General features: G+C 65.8%; 16 protein-coding genes and 1 tRNA gene. 7 read left to right on the top strand and 10 right to left on the bottom strand.

Features of this window, described 5'->3' with window-relative positions; translation table 11 throughout:
- Positions 1-105: 105 nt before the first annotated feature.
- Positions 106-804: a DUF1223 domain-containing protein gene (locus tag ACFQ4E_RS04990; RefSeq protein ID WP_386801840.1), complete on the top strand. Its 699-nt coding sequence runs from the start codon at positions 106-108 to the stop codon at positions 802-804.
- Here the strand turns inward: ACFQ4E_RS04990 and ACFQ4E_RS04995 are convergent.
- From ACFQ4E_RS04995 to purB, 4 genes are all read right to left on the bottom strand, one after another.
- A complete protein-coding gene (locus tag ACFQ4E_RS04995; RefSeq protein WP_386801841.1) occupies positions 768-1,703 on the bottom strand; it encodes a lysophospholipid acyltransferase family protein in 936 nt (311 codons plus the stop codon). The two genes, ACFQ4E_RS04990 and ACFQ4E_RS04995, sit on opposite strands and share 37 nt — an antisense overlap.
- 62 nt (positions 1,704-1,765) lie before the next feature.
- Entirely contained in the window at positions 1,766-2,833 is a 1,068-nt protein-coding gene (locus tag ACFQ4E_RS05000; protein WP_386801842.1) for a flagellar motor switch protein FliG, read from the bottom strand.
- Between the two features lie 111 nt (positions 2,834-2,944).
- Complete coding sequence (locus ACFQ4E_RS05005; protein ID WP_386801843.1) at positions 2,945-3,100, bottom strand: adenylosuccinate lyase; 156 nt, start codon at positions 3,098-3,100, stop codon at positions 2,945-2,947.
- Positions 3,101-3,166: 66 nt separating this feature from the next.
- The gene (gene purB / locus ACFQ4E_RS05010; protein WP_386801844.1) at positions 3,167-4,474 is read right to left on the bottom strand and encodes an adenylosuccinate lyase; all 1,308 of its coding nucleotides are present in this window, start codon (positions 4,472-4,474) and stop codon (positions 3,167-3,169) included.
- Positions 4,475-4,556: 82 nt separating this feature from the next.
- On the opposite strand from purB, the gene ACFQ4E_RS05015 reads away from it, so the two are divergent.
- The 3 genes from ACFQ4E_RS05015 to ACFQ4E_RS05025 all read left to right on the top strand — a co-directional run bounded on the left by ACFQ4E_RS05015 (position 4,557) and on the right by ACFQ4E_RS05025 (position 6,494).
- Positions 4,557-5,006 carry a DUF6314 family protein gene (locus ACFQ4E_RS05015; protein ID WP_386801845.1) on the top strand — a complete coding sequence of 150 codons (450 nt, stop codon included), beginning with the start codon at positions 4,557-4,559 and terminating at the stop codon, positions 5,004-5,006.
- Positions 5,007-5,092: 86 nt separating this feature from the next.
- Positions 5,093-5,692, top strand: a complete 600-nt coding sequence (locus tag ACFQ4E_RS05020) for a biotin transporter BioY (RefSeq protein ID WP_386801931.1) — start codon at positions 5,093-5,095, stop codon at positions 5,690-5,692.
- A 67-nt stretch (positions 5,693-5,759) separates the two neighbouring features.
- Positions 5,760-6,494 carry a heme-dependent oxidative N-demethylase family protein gene (locus tag ACFQ4E_RS05025; protein ID WP_386801846.1) on the top strand — a complete coding sequence of 245 codons (735 nt, stop codon included), beginning with the start codon at positions 5,760-5,762 and terminating at the stop codon, positions 6,492-6,494.
- Here ACFQ4E_RS05025 and ACFQ4E_RS05030 read toward each other — a convergent pair.
- From ACFQ4E_RS05030 to ACFQ4E_RS05050, 5 genes are all read right to left on the bottom strand, one after another.
- A complete protein-coding gene (locus ACFQ4E_RS05030) occupies positions 6,491-7,339 on the bottom strand; it encodes a hypothetical protein (RefSeq protein WP_386801847.1) in 849 nt (282 codons plus the stop codon). The two genes, ACFQ4E_RS05025 and ACFQ4E_RS05030, sit on opposite strands and share 4 nt — an antisense overlap.
- Before the next feature lie 116 nt (positions 7,340-7,455).
- The gene (locus tag ACFQ4E_RS05035) at positions 7,456-8,241 is read right to left on the bottom strand and encodes a lytic murein transglycosylase (RefSeq protein WP_386801848.1); all 786 of its coding nucleotides are present in this window, start codon (positions 8,239-8,241) and stop codon (positions 7,456-7,458) included.
- A 185-nt stretch (positions 8,242-8,426) separates the two neighbouring features.
- Positions 8,427-9,251 (bottom strand): hypothetical protein, encoded by an 825-nt coding sequence (locus tag ACFQ4E_RS05040; RefSeq protein WP_386801849.1) that lies wholly within the window; start codon positions 9,249-9,251, stop codon positions 8,427-8,429.
- Between the two features lie 352 nt (positions 9,252-9,603).
- Positions 9,604-11,010 carry a type I glutamate--ammonia ligase gene (glnA, locus tag ACFQ4E_RS05045; RefSeq protein WP_386801850.1) on the bottom strand — a complete coding sequence of 469 codons (1,407 nt, stop codon included), beginning with the start codon at positions 11,008-11,010 and terminating at the stop codon, positions 9,604-9,606.
- A gap of 53 nt (positions 11,011-11,063) precedes the next feature.
- Positions 11,064-11,402, bottom strand: a complete 339-nt coding sequence (locus ACFQ4E_RS05050; protein WP_386801851.1) for a P-II family nitrogen regulator — start codon at positions 11,400-11,402, stop codon at positions 11,064-11,066.
- 168 nt (positions 11,403-11,570) lie between these two features.
- On the opposite strand from ACFQ4E_RS05050, the gene ACFQ4E_RS05055 reads away from it, so the two are divergent.
- Entirely contained in the window at positions 11,571-13,175 is a 1,605-nt protein-coding gene (locus ACFQ4E_RS05055; RefSeq protein ID WP_386801932.1) for an NAD(P)H-hydrate dehydratase, read from the top strand.
- Positions 13,176-13,249: 74 nt separating this feature from the next.
- Here the strand turns inward: ACFQ4E_RS05055 and ACFQ4E_RS05060 are convergent, their stop codons facing one another.
- A complete protein-coding gene (locus ACFQ4E_RS05060; RefSeq protein WP_386801852.1) occupies positions 13,250-13,747 on the bottom strand; it encodes a Hint domain-containing protein in 498 nt (165 codons plus the stop codon).
- A gap of 170 nt (positions 13,748-13,917) precedes the next feature.
- Between ACFQ4E_RS05060 and ACFQ4E_RS05065 the strand changes: the two genes are divergently transcribed.
- Both ACFQ4E_RS05065 and tig read left to right on the top strand, forming a co-directional pair.
- A tRNA-Leu gene (locus ACFQ4E_RS05065) sits at positions 13,918-14,002 on the top strand.
- Between the two features lie 25 nt (positions 14,003-14,027).
- The gene (tig, locus tag ACFQ4E_RS05070) at positions 14,028-15,359 is read left to right on the top strand and encodes a trigger factor (protein WP_386801853.1); all 1,332 of its coding nucleotides are present in this window, start codon (positions 14,028-14,030) and stop codon (positions 15,357-15,359) included.
- The last annotated feature ends 253 nt before the right edge of the window (positions 15,360-15,612 follow it).

Consider the following 15,612-nt stretch of genomic DNA (forward strand, 5'->3'; position numbering starts at 1 on the left):
GCGCCCTCGCGGGACCCGAGCACGCTCTCTCTCAAAACCTTGATTGGTTATTTCAGTTCCCGCTGGCTATCGGAATGTATGCAAACGCCCACCAAGAGGTCGCAGATGCGCCGGATCGCCGCTCTTTTCATCGCCTGTCTCATGACATCGCTCTCCGCGGCCTCGGCCCAGCAGGACCATCCGGTGGTGGTCGAGCTGTTCACTTCGCAGGGGTGTTCGTCCTGTCCGCCCGCCGATGCGCTTCTGCGCGAGATCGGGCAGAGGGACGATGTCATCGCGTTGGCGCTGCATGTCGATTACTGGGATTATATCGGCTGGCGCGACACCTTCGCCCAGCCCGGCTTCACCCGCCGTCAGAAGGGCTATGCCCGCCGCTCCGGGCAGCAGTCGATCTACACGCCGCAGGTGGTCGTCGACGGCGCAGAGGATGCCATCGGCCACCGCGAAAAGGACATCTCGGCCCTGATCGCGCGGCACAAGGCGGCGCCCGCCGTCATCGCGCTCGACCTGTCGCGCCACGGCGCCGAACTGCAGATCGCGGCGCGCGCGCTGCGCAAGATCGGGCCGGTCGACATCGTTCTGGTGCGCTACCAGCCCAAGGCGGAGGTCGCCGTGACGCGCGGCGAGAACGCGGGGCACAAGCTTGGCTATTCGCATATCGTGACCGAGATTCGCCCCGTCGCTCAGTGGAACGGAGAGGGCGCCTTCGAGACCCGGGTCACGGCGCCCGGGCAGGAGCCCGTCGTGATCCTCGCGCAGGAGCCCGATTACGGCCCGGTGCTCGCGGCCGCGCGTTTGCGCTGACGCCGCGCCTGCCGCTCGGGTTTCCAGCGGCGATGGATCCAGAACCATTGGCCGGGGTCTTCGGCGATGCGCGCTTCGAGCCGGCGCGTCGCCTCGGTCATCATCTCCAGGGGATCGCCGTGAGGGATCGGCGCTTCGAAAACCGGGGTGAAGCTGGTCCCGTCCGGGTTGCGGATGCCGAAGAACGGGATCAGCAGCGCGCCGGTCCGAAGCGCGATCTCGGCGGCGGAGGTCAGGGTCGGCGCGGGTTGCCCGAGAAACGGGATCGGCGCGCCATCGCCTGCGTAGACGTCGAAGAGCAGGACAGCCATGCCGCCCTTCTGCAGATGCCGCAATAGTCCCATGGTGCCGCGGCGACCCTGCTCGAAGACCGGCTCAGAGAGCGCGTGCATGTTCCGCGCGTAATGGGCGTTGAAATAGGGGTTGGACATCGGCCGATAGAGGCCGCCGATCCGGTAGCCGCGCGCCACGAGCGCGGCGCGCGGCGCTTCGAAATTGCCGTAATGGCCGGTCACGAAGAGGACGGGCCGACCCTCGGCCCGGGCGGCCTCGATGTCGGCGAGGCCCTCTCCGGTCAGCGGGGCATCGGCCATGCGCCTGAGCAGGCCCTTGGGGTCGTAATTCTCGATCATCGTGCGCCCGGCATTGTCGGCTACGCGGTCCGCGAGTTGGCGGCGCGCGTCCTCGGCCATGTCGGGATGGATATAGGACAGGTTCGCCATCGCGCGCTTGCGCCAACCGGCGAGCGGCGCGATCACACGCGCCACGAACCGCCCCATCAGCCAGAGCCGTGCCTTCAGCGGCAGCGCCAGCGCCGCCGCGATCAGGCCGCGCAGCACCGCGTCTTCGGCGCGGTCCCGTAAGCGGCCCGAAGGGCGGGTGTCTGTCGGTTCGGTCACGTGCGCGGCTCGCCTTGTCCCGGGTGACTCGAGACCTAGGCCCGGCAGGCGCGTCGCACAAGTCAGCGCGTCGATTGTTCGGGCGCGCGCAGTTGCAGCTCTCCGGCGTCTGCGAGGCGACGGATCGCAAGGATCACCTGTTTCTGGGCCGCGTCGCAATCCGCCGGAGTGATCGTCCCGGCCTCGGCCACCTCGTCGCGGAGCGACTGGGCCATGCGCTTGGACAGGCCGCCAAGCAGGAACTCCGCCGCCGCGATATCGTCGGCTTCGGTCGCACCGGCCAGCGCGGTTCGGAGCGTGGCGGCATCGACGTCCCGCACGATGGCGGGGATGTCCAGCGGATCGACGCGCTGGGGCAGGTTGGAAAAGGTGAAGATGGCGCGTCGCACCGCCTGCGCGAAATCCTCGTCGGTTTCGTCGAGGCCGGTCAGCAGATCGTCGCGGGTCAGGTTGCTCGAGAAATTCAGGATCGCGCCGACCCGTTCCACCGGCCGTGCCGCGAAGGCGCGGGGCGGGTCGCTGTCGAGCTGGCTCGCGAGGCTGAGGCCGATCCGGTCCACCACCTCGGGCGTGACACCGGCGGTCTTGGCGACGGCATAGGTGATCTTGCGCGCCTTGGTCCCGGGCAGCTTTCCCAAAAGCTCCGCCGCGCGGCTGACCTCGAGCTTCGAGAGCACGACGGCGGCGACCTCGGTGCTTTCGCTTTCGATCATGGTTCTCAGACGGTCGAGGTCGATCTTGGCGATCCGCTCCCAGGGATCGCCGAGCTGGCGCACGCCCGCCTCCTTGCGCAGGCGCTGGGCGGTCTGCGCGCTGATCCGACCGTCGAGGACCGACAGCGCCCCGGCGATGTCCCCGGGAAACGAGAGCCCGACCGCGTCCAGCTCATCGGCAAATTCGCGCATCACCGCGTCGAGCGTGGCGCGGTTGATGTAGCGCATCCGGCCAAGCTGCTGCGTCAGCTCGGCCTGCAGCGCGTCGGGCAGGGCCGAGAGCGGGACCTCGGCGCCTTCGTTCAGGAGAAACTGCACCACGATCGCCGCCTTGGCCTTGCGCGAGAGCGTCGCGGGCCGGTGCGGCGGCGGAGGCGCCGGTTCAGAGGCAGCGTCGTAGCGGGTGAGAGAGGTCATATGTGCGCGGAGAACAGGGACATGCCCTGTTCTAGCGCACCGGAAGTTAAGGAAGCCTGAGCATGCCGTGCCGGGACGGAAAAAATCGTCCCGGACCGGACAGGCGTCGGATCAGCCGCTGACCGTCTTGCAGCTGTTACTCTCGGAATCGTAGACCGTGCCGTCGGCGCAGGTCATGGCCTGGTCGGAATGACCCGAGCAGGCGGCCGAGACGCCGAGCGCCGAGGCCAGAAAGAGCGCGGCTGCGGTCAGGGTGGTCTTGATCATGGCAATGCCTCCGATGCTGATGCGGAACGGTAGCACGTTCCGCGCCCAGCACCAAAAGCCCGATGTTCACGATTTGCCGAACACTCGCTCGAAGATCGTATCGACATGCTTGGTGTGGTAACCGAGGTCGAATTTCTCTTCGATCTCCTCGGCCGAAAGTGCCGCGGTCACCTCGGCATCGCCCAGGAGTTCCGTTTTGAAATCAGCGCCTTGTTCCCAGACCTTCATAGCGTTTCGCTGAACCAGCCGGTAGGCATCCTCGCGCGAGACGCCGGCCTGCGTCAGCGCCAGAAGCACCCGCTGCGACATGACCAGGCCTTTGAACTTGTTCATGTTCTTCATCATGGTCTCGGGATAGACCACGAGCTTGTCGATCACCTGCGTCAGCCGCGCCAGCGCGAAATCGAGCGTCACGGTGGTGTCGGGGCCGATATTGCGCTCGACCGAGCTGTGCGAGATGTCGCGCTCGTGCCAGAGCGCCACGTTTTCCATCGCCGGAACGACGGCCATGCGGACAAGCCGGGCAAGACCGGTGAGGTTCTCGGTCAGGACCGGGTTGCGCTTGTGCGGCATCGCCGAGGAGCCCTTCTGGCCCTTCGAGAAAAACTCCTCGGCCTCAAGTACTTCCGTGCGCTGCATGTGGCGGATCTCGATAGCGATGTTCTCGATCGAGCTCGCCACGACGCCCATCGCCGCGAAGAAGGCGGCATGGCGGTCGCGCGGGATGACCTGGGTCGAGATCGGCTCTGGCGTGAGGCCGAGCTTCTCGCAGACATGCGCCTCGACCGCCGGATCGATATTGGCGAAGGTGCCGACGGCGCCGGAAATGGCCCCGGTGGCAACTTCTTGGCGGGCGACCTTCATGCGGGCGAGGTTGCGATCCATTTCGGCATAGAAGCGCGCGAAGGTCAGGCCCATCGTGGTGGGCTCGGCGTGAATGCCATGGCTGCGGCCGATGCGGACGGTGTCCTTGTGCTCGACCGCGCGGCGCTTCAGCGCGTCCAGAAGCGCTTCGAGATCGGCGATGATGATGTCGGCGGCGCGCACGAGCTGGATGTTGAACGTGGTGTCCAGGACGTCCGAGGAGGTCATGCCCTGGTGCACGAAGCGGGCGTCCTCATTGCCGATGATCTCGGCCAGGTGGGTGAGAAAGGCGATCACGTCATGCTTGGTCACCGCCTCGATCTCGTCGATCCGCGCGACATCGAACTCGACATCCTTGGCCTTCCAGACGGCTTCGGCATTGGCCTTGGGAATGACACCCAACTCGGCCTGTGCGTCGCAGGCATGGGCCTCGATCTCGTACCAGATGCGGAACTTGGTCTCCGGCGACCAGATCGCGACCATGTCGGGGCGGGAGTAGCGGGGGATCATGGCAGGAGACCCTTTCCTCACTTGTTTGTGTGTTGCGGCGGGTCATAGACTGCACCTGACAGCTGAACAAGGGAGGGCCGCGATGGAGATGTCCCCCGGTGCCGGGCCCCGGTTGCCGCAAGCGCTGCTGGATTTCGCCGGGACGTGGAAATTCAGCCGCAAGATCCACGACCGCCTGAGCCACCAGGTCATTTCCGTCGACGGCACCGCGCGTCTGGAACCCGACGCCGAGGGCCTGGGCTATTCCGAGGAAAGCGTCATGCATCTTGCCGATCATGCGCCGATGCATGGGACGCGGCGCTATCTCTGGCGCCACGACGGGGCTGAGGTCGCGGTCTACTTTGCCGATGGCGCGCCGTTTCATCGGTTCGCGCTGGGGCAGGCGACGCCCGAGGCGGCGCATTGGTGCGATCCCGACAGCTATGCGGTCACGTATGATTTCGCCGATTGGCCGGTCTGGCGCACCACCTGGACGGTGACCGGACCGCGCAAGGATTACCTTATGGAGACGCTTCTCGCACGTGCGGGCTGAGCGCGGGCGGCGCGCGCGCAACATGCTTGCGCAAGGGTGCCGCATAGGACAGAAGAAGGGGAACTGACGATGACAGGGGATGCATGATGACTCTCGCTCTGAACCGTAACGTGCTGGTCGAGCGCTTCGGCGCCACCGAAGGCACGGCGCTGCGCGCCAAGCAGGCGCTTCTCGTGGTGCTGGGGATCGCGGTCCTCGCCATTGCCGCGAAGATCCGCGTGCCGATGTGGCCGGTGCCGATCACCATGGGGACCTTCGCCGTCCTGACCCTCGGCGCAGCCTATGGCGCGCGGCTGGGTCTCGTGACCATCCTTGGCTACATGCTGGTCGGCGCGCTGGGCTTCGACGTCTTCGCAGGCTCCTCGGCCGAAAAATTCGGCCTGACCTACATGATGGGCGGCACCGGCGGCTATCTCCTGGGCTACGTGCTCGCCACCGTCGCGCTCGGCGTTCTGGCGCGCGCCGGCTGGGACCGCTCGGCGCCGAAAATGGCGCTGGCGATGATCGTCGGCAACGTGATCATCTACGTGCCCGGCCTGATCTGGCTCGGCATGCTCTATGGCTGGGACAAGCCGATCCTCGAGTGGGGCCTGACGCCGTTCCTCGTGGGCGACGCGCTGAAGCTCGCGCTGGCCGCCGGTCTGCTGCCGCTGGTCTGGAAGCTCGTGGGCGACGCCCGCGGCTGAGACCCTGCCGAACAGGGATTTCGGGGAGGGCGCGGAGCGATCCGCGCCCTTTGTTGTTGGAGACCGCATGATCCTGCAGACCCATATTCCGTATGATCCACGAGATCGCCGTCGCTTGCCGGGCATCCAGCCGCTGGGTGATGCGCCCTGGCTTCTGGTCGACGACGCCTATCCCGCGCAGATGGCCGAGCGCGACCGGCTGATCGCCGGGCAGCGCGAGGCCGTCATAGCACTCGATCCGGATGCGCGGCCCGCGGCGGACGAGCTTCTGGAGACGGTGCTGGCCTCTCTGCCGGACGGGTTCAGCCTGAGCGGCGGGCAGGCCTGCCGTCCCGACGGTGTCGAGGTGCCGCTCGACCGGGGAGACCCTTTGGGGACGCTGGGTCGCCTCGTGCAGGAGGACCTCTGCCTGATCGAAAAGCGCGACGGGCCCGAGCATCTCCTGACCGGGGCCGTCCTGTGCTTCCCGGCGCGCTGGTCTCTCGCGGCCAAGATGATGCGCCCGCTGACGGCGATCCACGAGCCGGTGGCGGCTTATGACGACAGCGTCGCGCCGCGGGTCCAGAGGCTTTTCGATGGTGTCCAGCCGGGGTGCCCGATCTGGCGCTACAACGCGCTTGCGACCGACGATCCGACGCTCTTTCAGCCGCAGGCCGCGCCGCATGCCACGAAATGGCAGGGCGGCACCTATATGCGGTCGGAGCGACAGGTCGTGATGCGGCTGCCCGAGACGCGCGCGGCGGTCTTCTCGATCCACAGCTACATGATCGAGTTCGCGCGGTTGGAGGCGATCTGGGGCTAGATCCCGAGGCTGCGCATCAGTGGCTCGAGCATGCCCGCCGCGTGGAGCGCGGCACCGAAGGCCGAGAGCGCCAGGCAATGGGCGGAGAGCCGGAAATCGTTGCCGCGCATGACATGCACGACGGCGAGAAGCAGCGCCACGGGCAGCGAGATCGCGGTGATCGCGGCGGTCAGCGCCCAGGAGGCTGCGATCTGGCGGAACTGGCGCGGATCCTCGGGCTCCAGCCGGTCGCGGATCTCGTAGACCAGGGGCTTTGTCGGGCGCTCCTGATCCGGATCGACGGCGGAGGCGGCCAGCGCAGCGGGCTCTTTGATGTCGGTCTCGGGTGCGGCCGGTGCGGCGGGCTCGTCCGAGGCGAACATCTTCTGAAGATTGCGCTCGATCTCGTCGATGCTGTCTTCCATCGGCGGCAGACCGGTCATCTCGCGCTTCGAGCCGCGGCGCTGGCTGACATAGTTGCGCGAGCTCTCGAACTCTTCGGGGCTGAGGATGCTGCGCGGGCTCAGCCATTCGACATGGCGCGCCTCGACAAGTTGCAGCGCCTGCAGGACCATGTCCGACAGGATCACCGCCGCGCGGCGCATGTCGGGCGCATCGAGGCCCGGGCGCGCCGCCAGAAGAAAGGTCACGCGCGCGCCATCGGCGGGCGAAATGTCGACCTTGATCTTCAGAAGGAGCGTGTCGCCGGCGACCGCCGCGTGTTTCCTGGAAACCTTGACTCCCGAGCCTTCGTATCCATCGTGCCTGTTCATCACCATTCTGGCGGCGCGAAGAAACAGGTCAGTCGTCACTCCGCCGGTCCGCGGAACGATCACTCCGGCATAAGGTCGGGTCGCACGGGTCATGAAGCGCCTCTATCGCTCACAGGTCAAATGTGACGCTAGGCGCGAATTCGGGAAGAATTGTGTTCAAATGCGGCCCGATGCAGGGCATTCGGGCCGCGTTCAGGCGTTTTTTGCGATCAGCCGTCGATCCGGCCCGCCATGATCGCGATGGCCTGCTGGTACACGGTCGCCGCGTTCCAGGCCTTGATCGCCTGGAAGTTCGCTTGGCCTTCCTGATAGCCGGAGCCCGGGCGCCAGCCCTTCTGGCGCAGGAAATTCGCGGTCGATGCGAGCGCGTCGGCCTCGTTGTAGAAATCGACCCGGCCATCGCCATTGCCGTCGACGCCGTAGCGCAGCGCGTTGCCCGGCAGGAACTGGGTGTGTCCAAGCTCGCCATGTTTCGCGCCCTTGGTCGAGGTCGAGATCGAGCCACGATCCACGAGCTTCAGCGCGCCGATGGCATGCGGGACGAAGAAGTCGGACCGGCGGCAATCATAGGCGAGGGTCGTGATCGCCGAGACCACCTGGCTGTCGCCCATGAAGCCTCCGAAGGCCGTCTCCATTCCGTGGATCGCCAGAAGCACGCCCGCGGGCACGCCATAGGCGCGCTCGAGCGAGGCGTAGAAGTTCGGGTTGCGGGCCTTGCGCTTGCGCGCCTGCGCCACGATCGTCTCGGCGCCGCGCACCTGCATGAACTTATCGAGGCTGTACTTGAAGCTCTTCTGATTGCGGTCGGCATTGATCGTCGACTGCGAGTAGCTCGTCTGGGCCAGGGCCTGCAGGCCGCGCTGTCCAACACCAGCGCCCTGTGCAACCTGGGCGAAATCCGCTTTCCAGGCTTCGAAGCCCGACCCGGTATTGCCGCAGGGCGCAGCGAGCGCCGGTGCGGCGAGCAGGGACAGGGCGAGTACGAGGCGGCGCATTTGGGAGCATCCTTGGACATGAGATCATTGGCGCCAGAGCGTAGCGCCAATTCCGTGTAGGGCAAAGTCAGGAAACCGTCAGGACCGCCTTCCGGACATCGACGGTTCGAAACAAGGCGGGCGCCCCGAAAGGAGCGCCCGCAAGGCTTGGAGAAAACTGCTCGTCTCAGAAGGGGTGGTCGGGGTCAGAAGGCCGCGGTGACGGCCGCCATCGCTCCGGTGGTGTCGAGGCCGAGGAAGACGCCGGCCATCAGGACAACCGCGGCGGCGGCGCGGGCCGGTTCGGAGCGGGCGACTTCGTAGATCTTGCCCGGAGCCTGGGCCGCGATCTCGGCGACGCGCTCGTCGAGCGGCACGATGCCGTATTCTTCGCGGAGCGCGGCGAGCTCTTCTTCGTCGCAGACATGGGTCACGGCGAGGCGGATTTGCGCCTCGTAGGCCTGGATATGGGCGTCGTAGCGCGGCGTCTCGAGACGGTTGGTCAGGGCGCGAGACAGGTGGTCGTTGCTCGACAGGGCGGGACGGGCGCGGCGGGGCGCGGCGAAGTAGGCGCGGCGGCGGATCGGGACGACGCGCTCGGCATCGGCTGCGGGGCGGGCCGGGCGGCGGCCGCCGAACTGGGCGTCGAGACCGGCGAGGAAGACGTCGCAGGGCAGGCGCACTTCGGTATCCGACCAGATCACGTGGCGCGGCGTCAGGCGGCTGGCGAGGATGTAGGCCATCTCGGCGAGCTTGGCGTCGATGCCGTCGAGCGGCATGCCGCAGGCGGTGTCCGAGGGGCGCAGCTTGAGCTCGAGCCGGGTTTCACCATGGGCGGTGTCGAGGGTCAGCTGACCGGCCAGTTCGGGACCGGAGAGGAGCACGCCGCTCAGCGTCTCGGTGCAGCTCTTGTTCCCCGAGAGCGACAGCTCGTCCATGAGATGGGTGAGGAGCGAGGCCATGCGGCGCTGCGAGAAGCTCTTGCCGGCGTCGAAGGTCAGGGTGGCGGTGGTGTTCAATGCGTAGGTCATCTTCGGTTCTCCAAGCTCTTTGGCTTATGTCTGCGATGATTTTTTCTTTCGCAGATCGTTTTGATGAGACCGAGATTGCAGACGATTCGAGCCAATATTTTGGTTGATGCAGGACAAATAAAAGGCAACCGGCCCCATAAGAGGCCGTTTGGGCGTAGTCTCGCCACAAAGAGAAAACTTTGAGTCAAAAGACCCGGGATTGCGGCGCAAATGACCGAATCCCGAAGTCAGCGACTTGGATTTATCGCGCTATGCCAATGGGATACGTCATTTCTATGGCGCTATTCCGATAATAATAAAACGGCGCGCCGAGGCGCGCCGTTTCGTCACTGTCTCGAATGGGGTGGCTGAGTCAGCAGCTGTAGTACATCTGGAACTCGACCGGATGCGGGGTGTGCTCATAGAGCTCGAGCTCTTCCATCTTGAGCTCGATGTAACCCTCGATCTGGCTTTCCGAGAACACGTCGCCTGCGAGCAGGAAGTCCTTGTCCTTCTGCAGTTCGTCGAGCGCTTCGCGCAGCGAGCCACAGACGGTCGGGATGCCGGCCAGCTCTTCGGCGGGCAGGTCGTAGAGGTTCTTGTCCATCGCCTCGCCCGGATCGATCTTGTTCTTGATGCCGTCGAGACCTGCCATCAGGAGCGCGGCGAAGCACAGGTAGGGGTTCGCCGAGGGATCGGGGAAGCGGGCCTCGACGCGCTTGGCCTTCGGGCTTTCCGTCCACGGGATACGAACGCAGCCCGAGCGGTTGCGTGCGGAATAGGCGCGCAGAACAGGAGCTTCGAAGCCGGGGATCAGGCGCTTGTAGGAGTTGGTGGACGGGTTGGTGAAGGCGTTGAGCGCCTTGGCGTGCTTCAGGATGCCGCCGATGTAGTAGAGCGCCTCCTGGCTGAGGTCGGCATACTTGTCGCCCGCGAAGAGCGGCTTGCCGTCCTTCCAGATCGACATGTTGCAGTGCATGCCGGTGCCGTTGTCGCCATAGATCGGCTTCGGCATGAAGGTCGCCGACTTGCCATAGGCGTCCGCCACGTTGTGGATGACGTACTTGTACTTCTGAAGGTGGTCGGCCTGCTCGGTGAGCGTGCCGAAGATCAGGCCAAGCTCGTGCTGGCACGACGCCACCTCGTGGTGATGCTTGTCGACCTTCATGCCCATGCGCTTCATGGTCGAGAGCATCTCGCCGCGGATGTCCTGGGCGTGGTCGGTCGGGTTGACCGGGAAGTAGCCGCCCTTGATGCCGGGACGATGGCCCATGTTGCCCATCTCGTACTCGGTGTCGGTGTTCCACGCCGCGTCGATGGCATCGACCTCGTAGGACACCTTGTTCATCGAGTTCGAGAAACGGACGTTGTCGAACAGGAAGAACTCGGCCTCGGGGCCCCAGTAGGAGACGTCGCCGATGCCGGAGGACTTGAGATAGGCCTCTGCCTTCTGTGCGGTGCCGCGCGGGTCGCGGTCATAGGCCTCGCCGGTGTCGGGCTCGACCACGGTGCAGTGAATGCAGAGCGTCTTCTCGGCGTAGAACGGGTCGATATAGGCGCTGTCGGTATCCGGCATGAGTTTCATGTCGGAGGCTTCGATGGACTTCCAGCCAGCGATGGAGGAGCCGTCGAACATGAAGCCTTCGTCGAGGAAATCCTCGTCGACCTGGTCGGCCATGACGGTCACGTGCTGCAGCTTGCCGCGCGGGTCGGTGAACCGGATGTCGACATAGGCGACATCTTCGTCCTTCATGGTCTTGAGAACCGCATCCTTGCTCATTCTCTACAATCCCTTTCTTCGGTCTGAATTGGTTGGGGTTCGGTCGGCGGGCGTCAGAGCGCCTCGGACCCGGTTTCGCCGGTGCGGATCCGGATCGCCTGCTCGATGGTCGAGACGAAGATCTTGCCGTCGCCGATCTTGTCGGTCTTCGCGGCCGAGACGATGGCCTCGATCGCGCCGTCGACCTGATCGTCGTCCAGCACGACCTCGATCTTCACCTTGGGAAGGAAGTCGACCACGTATTCGGCTCCGCGATAGAGCTCGGTGTGGCCCTTCTGGCGGCCGAAACCTTTCACTTCGACGACGCTGAGGCCCTGGATGCCAGCATCCTGGAGCGCCTCTTTCACCTCGTCGAGTTTGAACGGTTTGATGATCGCCTCGATCTTTTTCATGCCTTGCCTCCCAGCACTCGGTTTGGAACGCTGCAGACCATGTCGCGCGGGAGGCCACAATCGCTGGCGAGGCCGATTGTGGGGGCGGCGGAACAGGAAGAGAGCTCGCGTCGAAATTTTGAGCAAGATGCACACGAAATGAGCAGAATTGAATCGACGCCGGCGGAGATGTCGGAAATCCTGACCGCGGCGCAGATGGGCGCGGCGGAACGCTTCGAGATGGAGCGCGGCACCGTCACCGGGCTCGAGCTCATGGAGCGGGCCGGGCGGGGCGTGGTCGATACGCTTTTCGCGCGATGGCCCGAGCTTGCGCAGGCGCCGAAGCGGGCGATCGTCCTCTGCGGTCCGGGCAATAATGGCGGCGACGGTTTCGTCGTCGCGCGGCTCCTCAAGGGCTGGGGCTGGGAGATCGACCTCTTTCTCTATGGAGACGCCGCGCGCCTCAAAGGCGATGCCGCCACGAATTGCGCCCGTTGGAAGGAGATCGGTGCCGTGCGCGCGGTCGAGGAGATCGCCGACGAGGACGCGCTTCTGGAGCTTGAGGCGGCGGTTTTCGTTGACGCGCTTTTTGGCACGGGGCTGACCCGCCCGGTCGAGGCGCGAGGCACCGCGCTCGGGGCGTTTTTCGATCTGACCGAGGCGCGCCACGCCGATTACGGACCGAAGGTCGTGTCGGTCGATCTGCCATCGGGGCTCTGCAGCGACAGTGGTCGGGTGCTGGGTGCGGCGATCCGGGCCGATCTGACCGTCAGCTTTCACGCTCTGAAGCGCGGTCATCTTTTGTCCGATGGGCCGTTCCATTGCGGAAGGGTTGCAGTGGTCGATATCGGTCTGCCGTCGCCGCATCGCCAGAGGCTGTCGCCAGACGTGCGCGACGGCTTGCCCGAGGACCAGCGGCTGTGCCTCTTTCCCGTGACCGCGCCGCTGGGGCGTCTCGGGAAGGGCGGCAGCGGCCATAAATACAGCCACGGCCACGCGCTGGTCCTGACCGGCGGGGCAGGGCGCACAGGCGCGGCCCGACTTGCGGCGCGCGCGGCGCTGCGTGTCGGAGCGGGGCTGGTGACGCTCGGCGTGCCGGGAGCGGCGCAGCAGGAGGTCGCGTGCCAGATCACCGCCCTGATGCTGCGCCGGATCGAGGACGCGGCGGGATTGTCCGCGGCGCTCGAGGACCCGCGCCTGACATCGCTCTGCCTCGGCCCCGGATTGGGCATCGAGCGCGCCCGGGCGCTCGTTCCGGCGGCGCTGTCTGCCGGACCCGGACGGCGCGTCGTGCTCGATGCCGATGCGTTGACGGCGTTCGACGATGCCCCCGAGGACCTCTTCGCTATGCTGCACGAGGATGTCGTCCTCACCCCGCATCGGGGCGAGTTCACACGGCTCTTTCCCGACCTGGCCGAGGCGCTCTCGAAGCCCGCGGATCGCGGACCGGCGCTGTCGAGAGTCGATGTGGCGCGCGCCGCCGCGTCGCGGGCCGGGGCGGTTCTCCTGCTGAAAGGGCCCGACACGGTGATCGCGGCGCCGAACGGCGCTTGCGTCGTCCATGCCGCGGCTTACGCGCGGTCGGCCCCCTGGCTCGCCACCGCCGGATCGGGCGATGTGTTGGCCGGTCTCATCTGCGGGTTGATGGCGCGCGGCATGACGCCGTTCATGGCCGCGCAGGATGCCACATGGCTCCATGTCGAGGCCGCCCGTCGCTTCGGTCCGGGCCTCATCTCCGAGGACCTGCCCGAGATGATCCCGGCGGTCCTGGCCGATCTCGAGGAGCGTGCCTAGCGGTCATGAAAAAAGGCAGGGGGCCACCCTGCCTTTTCTCGTGCGGGCAGCGGCTCCCGCGGGGTGCAATGGGCTCAGGCCTCGGCCATCTCCGGCTGTGCCGAGGCAACCTCGAGCCCGTCTGCGTAAAGGATGTGCGGCGTGTCGAACACGAGCTCCACCGTGGTGATCTCGCGCATCCCGAGGTCACGGATGAACTCGCCATCGACAAGGCGCTTGGCGGGAACCAGCGCCTGCTTCGCACCGAAGAGGGCCTCGGCGCGCCAGTCGCGGATCAGGATTTCCTGGCTTGCGGGAAGCACCGCATCGCGATCGGGACGGGTGTTGCCCAGCGATCCCGCACGGATTCCGATGGCCCGGACCGTGCGCTTGGTGATGCGGACCTCCGCGACGACGGCCATTCCGCTGTCGCGGGTGATGACGCGGTCGCCCGCCGAGATGAACTCTACCGGCAAGGCGCCATCGAGTGTCAGCACGGTGGTGCCGGCGACAAGGGCGTTTGCGGGGGAAAGCTCTGAATGGCGTGCTGCGGCGGTGGCCGCATCTGCACGCCGGACCGTTTTCGGTTCCATCGGCGTCATCCTGTCTGTTCCTGCCTCGAGTTTTTGCGCCACAATATGGCAAGAATGCGTTCACGCCGAGACCTTTCTAGGCCGATTTTTCCTCTCGCATCCCTTGTGTGGCTTTGCTACAGAGCGCCGGAACCGGGGTCGGGCGGAAGCGCGGCCCCGCGATGGTTTCAGCGGGTGTGGCGAAATTGGTAGACGCACCAGATTTAGGTTCTGGCGCCGCAAGGCGTGGGGGTTCAAGTCCCTCCACCCGCACCAGAGGACGAGAGTGAGGATCACTGAGATGCAGGTCACCGAGACCCTGAACGACGGCCTGAAGCGCGGCTACGCGATCGTGCTGACCGCCGATGAACTGGACGCGAAGGTCACTGAGAAACTGACCGAGGCGCAGCCCGATATCGAGATGAAGGGCTTCCGCAAGGGCAAGGTGCCGCTGCCGCTCCTGCGCAAGCAGTTTGGCCAGCGCCTGATGGGCGAGGCGATGCAGGAAAGCATCGACGGCGCCATGAACAAGCATTTCGAGGACTCCGGCGACCGCCCGGCGCTCCAGCCCGAGGTCAAGATGACCAACGAGGACTGGAAAGAGGGCGACGACGTCCATGTCGAGATGAACTACGAGAAGCTCCCCGAGGTGCCCGAGCTCGATCTCTCGGACGTGTCGGTCGAGAAGCTCGTGGCCAAGGCCGATGACAAGGACGTCGACGAGGCGCTCGCCAATCTTGCCGAGACCGCGCAGGACTTCCAGGCCCGCAAGAAGGGCGTGAAGTCGAAGGATGGCGACCAGGTCGTGATCGACTTCGTCGGCAAGGTCGACGGCGAGCCCTTCGAGGGCGGCGCGGCCGAGGATTACCCGCTGGTCCTGGGCTCCAACAGCTTCATCCCCGGCTTCGAGGATCAGCTCGTGGGCGTGACCGCGGGCGAGGAGAAGGCCGTCGAGGTCACCTTCCCCGAGGAATACGGCGCCGAGAACCTCGCCGGGAAAGCGGCCGTCTTCGACGTGACCGTCAAGGAGGTCAAGAAGCCTGTCGCCGCCAAGATCGACGACGAGCTGGCCAAGAAGTTCGGCGCCGAGGATCTCGAGGCGCTCAAGGGCCAGATCCGCGAGCGGCTCGAGGCCGAGTACGCCGGTGCCGCGCGCCAGGTGATGAAGCGCGGCCTCCTGGACGCGCTGGACGGCAAGGTCTCCTTCGACCTGCCGCCGAGCCTCGTCGAGGCCGAGGCCAAGCAGATCGCGCACCAGATCTACCACGAAGAGCACCCTGAGGATCACGGCCACGACCACGGCGAGATCGAGCCGACCGAGGAGCAGCAGAAGCTCGCCGAGCGCCGCGTGCGCCTCGGGCTCCTGCTCGCCGAGATCGGCCAGAAGGCCGAGGTCCAGGTGTCCGACGCCGAGATGACCCAGGCGATCATGTCCCAGGCGCGCCAGTACCCGGGCCAGGAACGCGCCTTCTTCGACTTCGTGCGCCAGAACCCGCAGATGCAGCAGCAGCTCCGCGCCCCGATCTTCGAGGACAAGGTCATCGACCACATCGTCGAGCAGGCCAATGTCACCGAGAAAGAGGTGTCGAAGGACGAGCTCCAGAAGGCCGTCGAGGCCCTCGACGAGGAGTGATCCCGCGCTCCGCCGGTCCCTTCGGGGGCGGTGGAGAGCGATGAAATTGAGAACCGCCCTCCGGTTGGGGGGGGCGGTTTTTTATGAGTTTCTCTAGAATAAAAGGTAGCAAGCGATCCTGAATCGAGCTTCGGCGCTAGCGCAGCTAAAGAAAGCTGAGCCTCCAGTATCGCTGATGCTGCTTCTCGCCAGTATGGTGGCTCGTCAGTCGATGCGTTAAGTGTATCGACTTCTATGTGGTTATAGCCTAAGG

This window comes from Litorisediminicola beolgyonensis, from assembly GCF_042679605.1.
GTDB classification, from domain to species: domain Bacteria; phylum Pseudomonadota; class Alphaproteobacteria; order Rhodobacterales; family Rhodobacteraceae; genus Litorisediminicola; species Litorisediminicola beolgyonensis.

Excerpts from the sequence above, each read along its gene's own strand:
- purB (WP_386801844.1), bottom strand. The coding sequence starts at position 4,474 with ATGATCCCCCGCTACTCCCGCCCCGACATGGTCGCGATCTGGTCGCCG.
- glnA (WP_386801850.1), bottom strand. The coding sequence starts at position 11,010 with ATGAGCAAGGATGCGGTTCTCAAGACCATGAAGGACGAAGATGTCGCC.
- ACFQ4E_RS05020 (WP_386801931.1), top strand. The coding sequence starts at position 5,093 with ATGACTCTCGCTCTGAACCGTAACGTGCTGGTCGAGCGCTTCGGCGCC.
- ACFQ4E_RS05000 (WP_386801842.1), bottom strand. The coding sequence starts at position 2,833 with ATGACCTCTCTCACCCGCTACGACGCTGCCTCTGAACCGGCGCCTCCG.
- ACFQ4E_RS05035 (WP_386801848.1), bottom strand. The coding sequence starts at position 8,241 with ATGCGCCGCCTCGTACTCGCCCTGTCCCTGCTCGCCGCACCGGCGCTC.
- ACFQ4E_RS05015 (WP_386801845.1), top strand. The coding sequence starts at position 4,557 with ATGGAGATGTCCCCCGGTGCCGGGCCCCGGTTGCCGCAAGCGCTGCTG.
- ACFQ4E_RS05025 (WP_386801846.1), top strand. The coding sequence starts at position 5,760 with ATGATCCTGCAGACCCATATTCCGTATGATCCACGAGATCGCCGTCGC.
- ACFQ4E_RS05005 (WP_386801843.1), bottom strand. The coding sequence starts at position 3,100 with ATGATCAAGACCACCCTGACCGCAGCCGCGCTCTTTCTGGCCTCGGCG.
- ACFQ4E_RS05030 (WP_386801847.1), bottom strand. The coding sequence starts at position 7,339 with ATGACCCGTGCGACCCGACCTTATGCCGGAGTGATCGTTCCGCGGACC.
- ACFQ4E_RS05040 (WP_386801849.1), bottom strand. The coding sequence starts at position 9,251 with ATGACCTACGCATTGAACACCACCGCCACCCTGACCTTCGACGCCGGC.
- ACFQ4E_RS05050 (WP_386801851.1), bottom strand. The coding sequence starts at position 11,402 with ATGAAAAAGATCGAGGCGATCATCAAACCGTTCAAACTCGACGAGGTG.
- tig (WP_386801853.1), top strand. The coding sequence starts at position 14,028 with ATGCAGGTCACCGAGACCCTGAACGACGGCCTGAAGCGCGGCTACGCG.
- ACFQ4E_RS04990 (WP_386801840.1), top strand. The coding sequence starts at position 106 with ATGCGCCGGATCGCCGCTCTTTTCATCGCCTGTCTCATGACATCGCTC.
- ACFQ4E_RS05060 (WP_386801852.1), bottom strand. The coding sequence starts at position 13,747 with ATGGAACCGAAAACGGTCCGGCGTGCAGATGCGGCCACCGCCGCAGCA.
- ACFQ4E_RS05055 (WP_386801932.1), top strand. The coding sequence starts at position 11,571 with ATGTCGGAAATCCTGACCGCGGCGCAGATGGGCGCGGCGGAACGCTTC.